This is a genomic window from uncultured Xanthomarina sp. (assembly GCF_963971605.1).
Lineage (GTDB): Bacteria > Bacteroidota > Bacteroidia > Flavobacteriales > Flavobacteriaceae > Xanthomarina > Xanthomarina gelatinilytica.
The window spans coordinates 62,687-76,079 of record NZ_CAXATZ010000001.1 but is presented as its reverse complement, the minus strand read 5'-3'; the positions used below and the strand labels follow the sequence as shown (position 1 = coordinate 76,079).

Sequence of the window (13,393 nt, the reverse complement as noted above, 5' to 3'; positions counted from 1 at the left end):
AGTATCTAACGTCTAATATCTAAATAAAAATGGCAGAAGTAAAACCAGCTGAAATATCAGCAATCTTAAAACAACAACTTTCAGGTTTTGAAGCAGGTGCAACTTTAGATGAGGTTGGAACTGTATTAACTGTAGGAGATGGTATTGTACGTGCTTACGGATTAGCTAATGCACAATATGGTGAGTTAGTAGAATTTGAAGGTGGTGCAGAAGGTATTGTACTTAACCTAGAAGAAGACAACGTAGGTATTGTACTATTAGGAACTTCAATTGGAGTTAAAGAAGGATCTACTGTAAAACGTACTTCACGTATCGCCTCTGTAAAAGTAGGAGAAGGCATTGTTGGACGTGTGGTTGATACTTTGGGTAACCCAATTGATGGAAAAGGACCAATCTCTGGAGACACTTTTGAAATGCCTTTAGAGCGTAAAGCGCCTGGTGTTATCTTTAGAGAGCCAGTAACAGAGCCATTACAAACAGGAATTAAAGCTATTGATGCCATGATTCCAGTTGGTAGAGGACAACGTGAGTTGGTAATTGGTGATAGACAGACTGGTAAAACTACTGTTTGTATTGACGCTATCTTAAATCAAAAAGAATTTTATGATGCAGGAAACCCTGTATATTGTATATATGTAGCTGTTGGTCAAAAAGCTTCCACTGTGGCAAATATTGCTAAAACCTTAGAAGAAAAAGGTGCTTTGGCTTATACAACCATAGTTGCCGCAAATGCATCAGATCCTGCTGCAATGCAAGTATATGCACCTATGACGGGAGCATCAATTGGAGAATATTTTAGAGATACTGGAAGACCAGCTTTAATTGTGTTTGATGATTTATCAAAACAAGCTGTTGCTTACCGTGAGGTATCTTTATTATTACGTCGTCCACCAGGACGTGAGGCATATCCTGGAGACGTTTTCTACTTACACTCTAGGTTATTGGAGCGCTCTGCAAAAATCATCAATAACGATGAAATTGCTAAAGAAATGAACGATTTACCAGAAACCTTAAAACCAATGGTTAAAGGTGGTGGTTCTTTAACAGCTTTACCAATTATTGAAACACAAGCAGGAGACGTTTCAGCATATATCCCAACCAACGTAATTTCCATTACAGATGGACAGATTTTCTTGGATGGAGATTTATTCAACTCAGGTGTACGTCCAGCAATTAACGTAGGTATCTCTGTATCCCGTGTTGGTGGTAATGCACAAATTAAATCCATGAAAAAAGTATCTGGTACCTTAAAACTGGATCAAGCACAGTTCCGTGAATTAGAAGCATTCGCGAAATTTGGATCAGATTTGGATGCTGTAACCTTAAACGTTATCAACAAAGGAAAACGTAACGTGGAAATATTAAAACAAGCACAAAACGATCCTTTTAAAGTGGAAGACCAAGTTGCAATTATCTATGCAGGTTCTAAAAACTTATTAAAAGATGTCCCTGTTGAAAAGGTAAAAGAGTTTGAAAGAGATTATTTAGAGTTCTTAAAAGCGAAACATGCAGATGTTTTGGCTACTTTAAAAGCTGGTAAATTAACTGATGAAGTTACAGATACATTAATGGCTGTAGCAAAAGACTTATCAGGAAAATATAAAAGCTAATTCCGAATTTAGGATTAAGAATTCAGAATTATGAGTTTTAAGGAAAGTGGCAATGCCATAGTAGATAAAAGTTTTTATTTTGCTTGTGATATTGTTATTTATGCTGAAGAACTTAAACAAAAGCGCTTTTTTGAAATAGCAAATCAATTACTAAAATCTGGCACTAGTGTTGGTGCCAATGTGAGAGAATCTCAAAGAGGCGTTAGTACAAAAGATTTTAAAAATAAATTAGGAATTGCTCTTAAAGAAGCTGATGAAACTTCGTTTTGGTTGGATGTAATTGAAGAAACTAAAATTTATGAAGTTCCACAAAAGTTAAGAGAAGATTGTGAAGTGCTTATTAGACTTTTGGTATCAATTATTAAGAATTCATAATTCATAATTCATAATTCATAATTTGAAAAATGGCAAATCTAAAAGAAATACGTAACAGAATATCATCGGTATCTTCAACCATGCAGATTACCAGTGCCATGAAAATGGTATCGGCTGCAAAGTTAAAGAAAGCTCAAGATGCTATTACAGCAATGCGTCCTTATGCAGATAAGTTAACGGAACTTTTACAAAGTTTAAGTGCTACTTTAGATGCAGATTCTGGAAGTAAATTTTCAGATCAAAGAGAAGTTAAAAATGTCCTTATTGTTGCTATTACTTCCAATAGAGGTTTGTGTGGTGCTTTTAACTCCAACATCATTAAAGAAGTCAATAAACTATCTAAAGTTACTTATGCCAATAAAGAGGTGTCTTATCTAGCAATTGGAAAAAAAGCAAACGATGCTTTTAAAAAAACCAATAAAGTAATTGCCAATAAAAGTGCTATTTTTGATGATTTGACATTTGACAATGTAGCTGATATTGCGCAAATGCTTATGGATAAGTTTGTTGCTGGCGATTTTGATAAAATTGTAATTGTTTACAATAAGTTTAAAAATGCCGCAACCCAAGAAGTGATGACAGAACAATTTTTACCAATTGTTCCAGTGGAAAAAGATGCAAATGTAAACTTGGATTATATTTTTGAACCATCAAAAATTGAAATCGTAGAACAGTTAATCCCTAAATCCTTAAAAACTCAGTTATATAAAGGCGTAAGAGATTCTTTTGCTTCAGAACATGGTGCTCGTATGACAGCCATGCACAAAGCAACAGACAATGCAACCGAGTTAAGGGATCAGTTAAAGTTAACTTATAACAAAGCTCGTCAAGCAGCTATTACCAACGAAATCCTTGAGATTGTTGGTGGTGCCGAAGCATTGAACAACTAGTATATTTTAAAATCTTGTCCTGAGCACCTGTAATCAGAACAGGTAAGCAATAAAAGGATTATAATAAAAAAAACCTCACCTTATAAGTGAGGTTTTTTTATGGAACAGAATTTGATTTAGTATCTTTATAAAAAGAAACAAAAGCAATGACAGCATCAAAGCAGTTTATGGGACTAATTTCAATTGTGTTCATCTTCATCAGTTTTTCACACTGTTCCAGTGCCCAAAAACTTCAGAAAAAACCTTCATTTAACCTGGGAGAGGTAAGTTTTCAAAAATGGATTGCTGGTGTTCAAGGAGGAGGCTCGGGTTATCATATGTTGATTCACGTCACTTCCAATAAAAACAACGTGACTTTCGATTCTATATATTTTAGAGGTTATAAAGCTAAAATCGAGATAGGCAAAATAGCTTATACAGCACAAATTAAAACGGAAATCAATCTAAGGGAAGACCTTATCATGAGCCATGAAGGTCCAGATGAATTTGGAAACAAAACACCCTTAAAAGATCCCGATTTCCCTTTTAAATTGGAACTTGATGAATGTGTTATAAGTTACATTGAAAACCATACAACCAAATACTATAAAGTAGAAAACCTTGTAGAAAAACCTAAGGAAGAGTATCCTTCTGCACCTCCAAAACAGCCTTAATTTAATTCGTTGTATAGCGTTCAATAAAACTGTATATTTAGCAGCATAAAAACGACCTCTTGAGTACTTTAAAATCCCTATTCAAACAAACTTTTATTTATGGCTTAGCAACTGTGCTGCCAAGAATGTTAAGTTTTTTATTGGTGCGTTTACATACCGATGAAAGTGTTTTAAAGTCGGTTGCAGATTATGGAGATGTCTCTTTGATCTATTCTTATTTTGTACTGTTTAATGTGATTTTGGCTTATGGTATGGAAACAGCCTTTTTTAGGTTTTTTCATAAAGAAGACAACAAAGCTAAAGTTGTTGGAACCTCTTCCATTTCTTTAATTGTTTCTTCAGTTCTATTCTTTGTACTTGCTTTAGCTTTTCAAAATCAAATAGCGAATGTCATTGATATAAAAGCCGAATATATTAATCTGGTGATTTGGATTTTATTATTGGATGCCTTGGTAATTATTCCTTTTGCCTGGTTAAGAGCCAATGGAAAACCAATAAAATACGCCTTTATTAAAATTTTAAATGTAGCCATCAATCTAGGGTTAAACCTTTTTTTACTGTTGTGGTTAAAGGATTTGGCCACAGAATCTTCATTATTGGCAAGTATTTACAGACCTAATTTTGAAATCAACTATATATTTATAGCCAATTTGGTGGCAAGTGCTGTAACGTTGTTGATTATGCTGCCATTTTATTTTAAAATCACCTATACCTTCAATACAAACCTTTGGAAACAGATGATACGTTATGCCTTTCCAGTGCTAATTGCTGGTGTGGCCTTTTCCATAAACGAAACGTTCGATAGAATCCTACTAGACAAACTCTTGCCGGAAAACATAGCAAAAACCGAAATAGGTATGTATTCTGCATGTTATAAATTGGGCATGTTCATGACACTCTTTGTTACTGCGTATAAGCTGGGTGTGGAACCTTTCTTTTTTAGCCATGCAAATACTGAAAACCCTAAAAAAAACTATGCTAGGATCCTGGAATACTTTGTTATTTTTGGTTCGGTTATTTTGTTGGGTGTGGTGGTTTTTGCCGATGTTTTAAAAGTGATTCTTATTGGAGACGAAGCCTATTGGCAAGCCATGCTTATTGTACCAATAATTTTATTGGCCAACCTGTGTTTGGGGATTTATCATAATTTATCTGTTTGGTACAAAATAACAGACAGAACCAAATTTGGCGCTTATATTTCAGTGTTTGGGGCATTTTTAACACTGCTGTTGAATATTTGGTTAATCCCAAAAATAAGTTATGTAGGCTCTGCCTTGGCAACATTGGCAGCATATGCTTCCATGATGATGATATCTTATTATTTCGGAAAAAAATACTATCCCATTCCTTATAACCTAAAAAAGATTTCAGTGTATTTATTGTTGTCCATAGGTCTTTCTGCCATAACTTTTTACGGATTTAGAGGGAATTATGTTGTTGGAATTTCAGCATTAATTGTATTTTTAGGTCTTGTTTTTCAGCTTGAAAAAAACGATTTAAGAAAACTTTTAAAACAATCATAATGTAAGTACCTTTTAAAATAAGGTCTTTTTATGATTTTAATGATAAACCTACAGTACCAAAGGATTAAAAAAAATACATTTTTATGAACATAAAAATCATCAACAAATCCAATCATGCCTTACCACATTATGAAACCATAGCGTCTGCAGGTATGGATTTAAGAGCAAACATAACAGAACCTATAACCCTAAAACCTTTAGAAAGGACTGTTGTTAAAACGGGATTGTTTATAGAACTACCAGTTGGTATAGAAGCCCAAGTGCGTCCTAGAAGTGGCTTGGCTGCAAAAAAGGGGGTTACCGTTTTAAATGCTCCTGGAACAGTGGATGCAGATTATAGAGGAGAGATTGGTGTGATTCTTGTGAACCTTTCAAACGAAGATTTTACCATTGAAAATGGCGAACGTATAGCACAATTGGTAATTGCAAAACACGAACGCGCTGAATGGATGCAAGTGGAAACCCTTTCTGAAACCTCAAGAGGTGAAGGTGGTTTTGGAAGTACAGGAACCAAATAAAATGCTTGTCAAATAAATGTCCTTTAAGACTAAAAAACCTTGAAGGGATATAACAAATAATAAAAAACAGATTTCCGTCTCCAAGGAAATGAAAAAATTACTTTTTTAATGAAAATAATAGTACCCATGGCAGGGCGAGGTTCTCGTCTTCGTCCACATAGTTTAACAGTTCCAAAACCATTGATTCCAGTGGCAGGACAACCCATTGTTCACAGATTGGTAAAAGATATTGTAAAGGTGTTAAACCAACCTATAGAAGAAATTGCCTTCGTTCTAGGCGATCCAGCTTGGTTTGGAGACGATGTGGTTTCCAGCCTACAGGATTTAGCAAAAAGCTTAAATGCCAAAGCCAGTATTTATCGTCAAGACCAACCCTTGGGGACAGGGCACGCCATTATGTGTGCTAAGCCCTCACTGTCTGGACCAGCTGTTATTGCCTATGCTGATACCTTGATTAGGGCCAATTTTGATTTGGATACAGAAGCAGATGCCGTTATTTGGACCAAACAAGTTGATAAACCAGAAGCTTTTGGCGTGGTTAAATTAAACGATAAGAATGAAATTATAGAATTGGTTGAAAAACCTAAAACCTTTGTGAGCGATTTGGCAGTAATTGGTATTTATTACTTTAAAGATGTGGCTGTGCTTAAAAATGAATTACAAAAGGTCTTGGACAATAATATTAAAAATGGAGGCGAATATCAGATAAACGATGGTATTAAAGGCATGATGGCAAACGGAAACGTTTTTAAAACAGGAACGGTTGATGAATGGATGGATTGTGGCAATAAACCAGTTACCATTGAAACCAATGCCAGAATGTTGGGATTTTTACATGCAGACGGTAACGAGAATCTTATAGCAGCAACTGTTACCAATAACAATTCAACTATTATAGAGCCTTGTTTTATTGGCGAACATGTTGTTTTAAACAATGCCACCATTGGACCTTATGTTTCCATTGGCAATAATTGTAAGATAGAGGCTTCAACCGTTAAAAATAGCTTAATACAAGCCCATACTACTATTAAAAACGCTAATTTAGACGACGCCATGATTGGAAACCATGTAAGTTACGATGGTCATTTTACAAAAATCAGTATTGGCGATTATTCAGTTTTGGAATAACTATTAAATTGTCATGCTGAGCTAGCTTGCACAGAGCAAATTTGAAGTAAAGCATCTCTTATAATATGAAACAAAAAATCTACATCCTCATCTTTTTCTTCGGAATGATTTTCTTTCCACAGATAAACCATGCGCAAGTGGATTTTAACAAAACTCCAGACGACGATTTAGGAAATGTAGAAGACAAAACCCAAGAATTGTTTTTTGAAGCCTTAAAACAGAAAGCCATTGAAAATTACGATCGCGCTGTTACTGCCCTTTTACAATGTATAGAAATAGATAAATCACAATCGGTTTTTTATTACGAACTAGGCAAAAACTACAACCTATTGAAAAACTTTGGCGAAGCCGAAGATGCTTTAAAAAAAGCCATTAAAGAACAACCGGACAACGAATGGTACCTGGATGAGCTTTACGATGTTTATGCGCAACAAAACGATTATGATAAAGCCATTAAAACCGTAAAACAACTGGTAAAATACCATCCAGATTACAAGGAAGATTTGGCCATGTTGTATTTTAAAAACAAAGATTACAACGATGCTTTGAAAATTTTAGACGAATTGGACAAAGAACAAGGTATCACACCTTCAAGGGATTTAATGCGTAATCAAATTTATGCTGCTACAGGACGTAAAAAAGACCAAATAGAAAATTTGGAAGAACGTGTAGAAAACCATCCAGATGAAGAGTCCAACTATTTGGCGCTGATTTATAGATATAGTGAAAACAACGACAAGGAAAAAGCATTTGAAACAGCAAAAAAACTCTTGGAAATAAAACCAAATTCCCAGTTGGTACATTTGGCATTGTATAAGTTTTATTTAGAAGAAAACGACCCAGAAAAAGCCATTGCATCCATGAAAATTGTGCTTCAAAGCACACAAATAAATCCAGATGCTAAAATCATGGTTTTATCGGATTTTGTAAAATTTGTTGGTCAAAATCCCGAGTACGAGCAGGACCTGGTTGAAGCCACTAGCTTTGCCCTGGAAGATACCAACGAAAAAAGTCAAATAGAATTGGCACAATACTATTTAACCAAAGGAGACAAAGCCAAGGCCTTAACGCATTTTAACGAAGCCTTAAAAATGGATGCCGACAATTTTACCGTTTTAAAAAATGTACTGCTTTTGGATATTGATTTAGGGCATTACCAAGAGGCTGCCAGTAAAAGTAAAACAGCTTTATTGAAATTTCCTTCGCAACCTTTATTGTATTTGGTAAATGGCGTGGCTTTAAACAAATTAAATCGTGCAGAAGAAGCTATTGAATCTCTTGAAACAGGGTTGGATTACATTATAGACGACCCCAAAATGGAAGCCGATTTTTACAAACAGCTTGGTTTGTCACACACCTCATTAAACAATACAGTAAAAGCAAAAACGTTTAGTGATAAAGCAAAACAATTAGAATCCACAAATTAATGACCAAAGCCTTGTTAAAAAAATTTATTCTTATTGGATGTTTGTTACTTGTTTTTTTTGGATGTAAATCCACTAAAAAGGTTTCAGATGGATCTGTAAATTTAAAATTATCTTCAAAAGAAGTCATCAAGGAAAACTCTAAAACAGTCCCAGATTTTAAAACACTTCAGGCCAAAGTTAGAATTTCCTATTCGCAAGGAAACGATTCGCAAACACATACGGTTTCTTTTAGAATGCTGAAAGACCAAATTATTTGGATCAGTTCGTCGTTCAATATCATTCGGGTAAAAATAACTCCGGAAAAAGTAAGTTATTACAACAAGTTGGACAACACGTATTTTGATGGCGATTTTAAATTTTTAAGCGAGCTTCTTGGTACAGAACTGGACTTTCAAAAAGTGCAGAATTTATTGCTGGGAATCCCTTTGTATCCTTTAAACAAAACAGATTATAACATGTCTGTTAACAATAACAAATACCTGTTTCAACCTAAAGAACCAGTGGCACTCTTCGAGTTGTTTTACATAGTCAATCCATCGCATTTTAAAATAGACTCACAACAATTGGCGCAAACGCTAGAATCGAGATTCCTTCAAATAGATTATTTGAATTTTCAGGAAGTTGCTAAGGAAACCTTGCCGGAAAACATGAAGATAATTGCCTTGGAAAAGGAACAAGAAACTGTTATAGAAATGGCGTTCAAATCTGTATCTTTGAACCAAGATTTAAGATATCCTTTTAGCATACCTTCAGGATTCAAAGAAATAGTCTTAAAGTAATGAGGTACAAAAGCATTTATAAATTCGTATTTCTACTGGTTTTTACCTTAAGTAGCATAGCAAGTTTTTCTCAAAGTAAAAAGCAACAAGAGCTAGAAGAACGTCGCCAGGAACTTAGAAGGGAAATCAAACAAATAAACGATTTGCTTTTTAAGAACCAATCCCAGAAAAAGTCGCAAACCTCCCTTATAGAAGATTTAAGTTATAAGGTAAGTGTGCGTCAAAACTTAATTAAAATCACCAACCAACAAGCCAATTTGTTGACCAGGGAAATAAACGCCAACCAAAAGAAAATTACCGAGTTGCGGGACGAGTTGAAAATCTTAAAGGACAACTATGCCAAAATGATTGTCACCTCCTACAAGAGCAAGAGTGAGCAAAGCAGGATTATGTTTTTGCTATCTTCCAGTAATTTCCAGCAAGCCTATAAACGGGTTCAGTATATTAACCAATATGCCGAATATCAAAAAGAACAAGGAGAAGCCATTAAAATTAAAACGGCCCAATTACAAGATACCAACAAAGACCTGTTAAGACAAAAAGCAGATAAGCAAAAGCTTATTGATGAAAACAGAGTGGCACAAAGGGAACTGGAAGCCGAATTGAAGCAGCAGCAAAGCTTAATGGCTTCCATTAATAAAAATTTAAATAATTACACCTCTCAAATTAGGGAAAAACAACGTGAAGCCGATAAAATTGACAGAGAGATTGAAAAAATTATTCGCGAGGCCATTGCCAGTTCCAATAAAAGTGCTGGAAAAGCCACGACAGCTTCCAGTGGTTTTGCCTTAACGCCAGAAGACAAGATCCTTGCTGATAATTTTGTGTCCAGTAAAGGAAAATTGCCGTGGCCAGTAGAAAAAGGTGTGGTAAAATTACGTTATGGAAAACAACCACATCCTGTGGTAAAAACCGTGATGATACAGAGTAATGGTGTGCGTATTGCTACAGAAGAACACGCGCCAATTCGTGCTGTTTTTAATGGAAAAGTACTGGCAGTTCAAGCTATAAAACACGGAAACCTATCTGTTTTAATACAACATGGTAACTATGTAACAGTTTATAAAAACCTATCGAAAGTGTATGTTAAAAAAGGCGATAACGTTACTACCAAACAAGAAATTGGACAGGTTTTCACCAACCCTTCCAATAAAGAAACCATTTTAAGCTTTAGCATTTTTAAGGAAAGCACCACTCAAAATCCAGCAGATTGGATTTACAAGATGTGATAACATTTTGAAATCTTTTTGTTGGGATTTACAAGATGTAATCTTGAAAATTTTATCATGGATCTATAATATGTAATTTGTCATTCTGAGCGGCATAATATGAAGCGAAGAATCTCTATGTCAACCCAAACTCCTGCCTGTCTGGAGACAGGTGTGTCAGGATCTTATAAGGAAAAGGTCATGTTATTGACTTCGTCGAATCTTCGATTTCTGAGCAACACGAAAAATCTCTATTTTATTTTTTGTCATTTTGAACGTAGTGAGGAATTTGAAGCTTCAGCGAAACTGATCTCTTAATTAAAATAGATAAAGATTTAAGGTTGGAGATTCTTCGGTCGTTCCTCCCTCAGAATGACAACCAGTCCCTTAAAAACCCACCCAATTACGGAAAAACCGTAACCATTTAACAACTTTTCGATAAACTGCATAAATTTCTCACAAAATCTTGTGGGAATCATTTTTTTTTTTTTTTTTAGGTTAGCCCAGTTAAAAACAACGGCATCAAGTTGGAAGTCTTTATAAAATTGTTTGCAACACCATCTAGATACAAACTGGCGTCAGTTTTTTTAAATATGTTGGCATTTAAAACTTCAAGGCTTTAATTAAAAGCCAATCATTAAGTTTAACCAACCTATCATGTAAAAAACTGTATACAGGTTTAAAATTTTAGAAATTATGAGATATTTTAAAAATTATCTTTAATTTGAAACCAAAATCATGAAAAAAAGCAAATTATTTAGCGGTCTGTTAGCCCTATTTATTAGCGCGTCTTTAATGCTTTTATCCTGTAATGAAAATGATTTAAGCGACCAATCCTTTTCAGATTCTAATGTGAGCAATGCTTCTTTAAGTCAAAAAGGTACTACCACAATTGAAATTGATAAAGATGTTGCCAAGACCGTGGCCCTTACCTTTTTTAGCAGGAGTTATGATGTTGACATTGAGAGTATTTCCATAGACTCCGAAAAAACCATAAAGGATTTTGATGGTAAAATTGCAATTTATTCATTCAATATTAACCCCTCTGGATTTGTACTTGTGTCATCCAACTTGAGGAACGTACCCATCGTAGCACATTCAAACAAAGGAACTTTTGAATTTAATGAAACTTCTCCCGATGGACTAAAAAGCTGGATTGCCGAGAACATTATTTTTAATGATCTTTTGGAAGGTCTCGATAAGTCTGTTGAGGAAATAGATTATCAATGGTATTACCTATCAGAAGGCAGATTTCCATATCCTGGTGATTTAGAAGGAAACGGAGGCAGTCCAAACTATACTGTAAGATATAGTCATACAGAAAATCAACAGATTGGCCCATTGATGCAAACAACTTGGAGGCAAGGGTATCCATATAGTTATTATACACCAAATAATGCGCCAACGGGTTGTGTTGCTGTTGCCATGGCTCAAATAATGAGATATCACGAATGGCCAAATACTTTTAATTGGCCAATAATGCCTAATTATTCTTATTATAGTAGTACGAGTACTGGAGCTTTAGAAGTAGCTTCATTAATGTCTGATATTGGGGTTAAAGTAAATATGCAATATTCAGAATTTGAATCTGAAGCTTATTCAACTGATGCAAGAGATGCTTTAGTTAATAACTATGGTTATTCTTCATCAGCGAATTATTCTGCTTATAATTTTAGTACTGTAAAACAAGAAATAAAAATGTACAATCGTCCTGTTTATATGGATGGCTATCATGCTTATGATACCGAAACAACTGGTTGGTGGTTCTGGGAAGATACAGATATAACTTATACAATTGGCCATGCTTGGGTTAGTGATGGTTACAAACAACAGTATGATGTATATATCCACAACGAAGGGACTCAGTATGAATATACCTCTCAAGAAAATCGTTATGAATGGTTGCATATGAATTGGGGTTGGGGTCCAAATTATGGAGGTAACGGATGGTTTTATCAAAATTTAATAAATAATAATGGAACAACAATTACAGTTGATGAAAATGAAGTAAACCCAAATTTTCAATACAATAGAAAATGTATCTACAGTATAAAAAAATAACCTTAAATACACAATATTATGAAAAATCCAATAGTCTTATTTCTGTTAGGAATAATAATTATATCATGTAATTCAGATGATGAAAACAATAATACTCCAAGTTATTATAATCTAGAAACTAGTGTCGAATTCAAAGTGTCATCACCTGCTGGAGTTGATTTATTGAACCCCAATAACGCTAACGCTTATTTAGCAGAGAATATTAAAATTTATTATTTAAGAAATGGTGAAATTGAAGAAATATATAATCCAAATATGGATGCACCTCGCAATTTTTCTATCATTTCGCCTGAAGACACTGGAGAAGATTTTTACGGCATAGCTATTGGCCTAAATAGCTCTCAGCTTGAAAATGCCATTACTTATATAGAGTGGAGCGAAACAGATACAGATACTATTAGGGCTAATTTTCAGTCAGGCGATAATTTTACAATCTTAACCAAAGCTTGGTATAATGACGTTCTAATTTTTGATGAAGACATTATTCCTGAAACATTGCCTGAAATCATAAAAAACTAAAGCTAAATATGTAAAAAAATAGCAGTTAAGTGCCAAGCCAAGTGTTTGGGTCTTTTCTGCTATATCCTTATTGTTTTTAAATCCGTATTTTATTAAACAAACAACGCCTTCAACTCAGTCGCCTCAGCAGGTTTCATTTTCCCGGCAAGTACCAAACTTAATTGCTTGCGTCTTAAAGCACCATTATAACGTTCTTTTTCCAAGTCGGTTTCAGGAGTCAGTTCTGGCACTTCCACAGGTCGTCCTGTTTCATCCACAGCAACAAAGGTATAAATAGCTTCGTTGGCTTTGGTTTTCTGTCCAGATTCCCTGTCTTCTATCCACACATCCAAATATATTTCCATGGAACTTCTAAAAGCACGCGATACTTTAGCTTCAACCGTAACAACAGAGCCTACAGGAACAGCACGATTAAATTCCACATGGTTTACAGAAGCTGTTACCACAATACGTCTGCTATGTCTTCTGGCAGCAATACTGGCTGCACGATCCATTCTGGCAAGTAATTCGCCACCAAATAAATTATTTAAAGGGTTGGTTTCACTTGGCAGCACTAAGTCTGTCATGATGGTTCTGGATTGCTCTGGCGTTTTTATAGACATGGTTTGACATTTTTTGAATAGAAATGCAAAGGTAAGTCCATTTTAAATTTTAGACTTATGAAATGTGAAATTTTTGTTATTCAGAGCGAAATGAAGAATC

General features: G+C 34.7%; 13 protein-coding genes. 12 read left to right on the top strand and 1 reads right to left on the bottom strand.

What is annotated here, in order from left to right; genetic code table 11:
• The first annotated feature begins 29 nt into the window (after positions 1 to 29).
• From atpA to AACY93_RS00315, 12 genes are all read left to right on the top strand, one after another.
• Positions 30 to 1,610: a F0F1 ATP synthase subunit alpha gene (gene atpA / locus AACY93_RS00370; RefSeq protein WP_007647351.1), complete on the top strand. Its 1,581-nt coding sequence runs from the start codon at positions 30 to 32 to the stop codon at positions 1,608 to 1,610.
• Positions 1,611 to 1,640: 30 nt separating this feature from the next.
• On the top strand, positions 1,641 to 1,985 hold the full coding sequence (locus AACY93_RS00365) for a four helix bundle protein (protein WP_007647352.1): 345 nt from the start codon (positions 1,641 to 1,643) through the stop codon (positions 1,983 to 1,985).
• 29 nt (positions 1,986 to 2,014) lie between these two features.
• Positions 2,015 to 2,875, top strand: coding sequence for an ATP synthase F1 subunit gamma (gene atpG / locus AACY93_RS00360; RefSeq protein ID WP_007647353.1), 861 nt, complete (start codon positions 2,015 to 2,017; stop codon positions 2,873 to 2,875).
• Positions 2,876 to 3,021: 146 nt separating this feature from the next.
• Entirely contained in the window at positions 3,022 to 3,528 is a 507-nt protein-coding gene (locus AACY93_RS00355; RefSeq protein ID WP_286853113.1) for a hypothetical protein, read from the top strand.
• A 59-nt stretch (positions 3,529 to 3,587) separates the two neighbouring features.
• Positions 3,588 to 5,051: a polysaccharide biosynthesis C-terminal domain-containing protein gene (locus tag AACY93_RS00350; protein WP_007647356.1), complete on the top strand. Its 1,464-nt coding sequence runs from the start codon at positions 3,588 to 3,590 to the stop codon at positions 5,049 to 5,051.
• 83 nt (positions 5,052 to 5,134) lie between these two features.
• Positions 5,135 to 5,569 (top strand): dUTP diphosphatase, encoded by a 435-nt coding sequence (gene dut / locus AACY93_RS00345; protein ID WP_286853114.1) that lies wholly within the window; start codon positions 5,135 to 5,137, stop codon positions 5,567 to 5,569.
• A 108-nt stretch (positions 5,570 to 5,677) separates the two neighbouring features.
• Positions 5,678 to 6,697 (top strand): sugar phosphate nucleotidyltransferase, encoded by a 1,020-nt coding sequence (locus tag AACY93_RS00340; protein WP_286853115.1) that lies wholly within the window; start codon positions 5,678 to 5,680, stop codon positions 6,695 to 6,697.
• A gap of 65 nt (positions 6,698 to 6,762) precedes the next feature.
• Positions 6,763 to 8,124 (top strand): tetratricopeptide repeat protein, encoded by a 1,362-nt coding sequence (locus AACY93_RS00335; RefSeq protein WP_286853116.1) that lies wholly within the window; start codon positions 6,763 to 6,765, stop codon positions 8,122 to 8,124.
• Positions 8,124 to 8,903, top strand: a complete 780-nt coding sequence (locus tag AACY93_RS00330) for a DUF4292 domain-containing protein (RefSeq protein ID WP_286853117.1) — start codon at positions 8,124 to 8,126, stop codon at positions 8,901 to 8,903. Before AACY93_RS00335 ends, AACY93_RS00330 begins: the two co-directional genes overlap by 1 nt.
• Positions 8,903 to 10,132 (top strand): peptidoglycan DD-metalloendopeptidase family protein, encoded by a 1,230-nt coding sequence (locus AACY93_RS00325; RefSeq protein ID WP_286853118.1) that lies wholly within the window; start codon positions 8,903 to 8,905, stop codon positions 10,130 to 10,132. The genes AACY93_RS00330 and AACY93_RS00325 overlap by 1 nt, the downstream gene beginning before the upstream one ends.
• A gap of 717 nt (positions 10,133 to 10,849) precedes the next feature.
• Positions 10,850 to 12,172, top strand: a complete 1,323-nt coding sequence (locus AACY93_RS00320) for a C10 family peptidase (RefSeq protein ID WP_286853119.1) — start codon at positions 10,850 to 10,852, stop codon at positions 12,170 to 12,172.
• Positions 12,173 to 12,190: 18 nt separating this feature from the next.
• Positions 12,191 to 12,691 (top strand): hypothetical protein, encoded by a 501-nt coding sequence (locus AACY93_RS00315; protein ID WP_155949859.1) that lies wholly within the window; start codon positions 12,191 to 12,193, stop codon positions 12,689 to 12,691.
• A 92-nt stretch (positions 12,692 to 12,783) separates the two neighbouring features.
• On the opposite strand, the gene AACY93_RS00310 is transcribed toward AACY93_RS00315, so the two are convergent.
• Complete coding sequence (locus AACY93_RS00310) at positions 12,784 to 13,293, bottom strand: acyl-CoA thioesterase (protein WP_007647372.1); 510 nt, start codon at positions 13,291 to 13,293, stop codon at positions 12,784 to 12,786.
• Between the last annotated feature and the right edge of the window lie 100 nt (positions 13,294 to 13,393).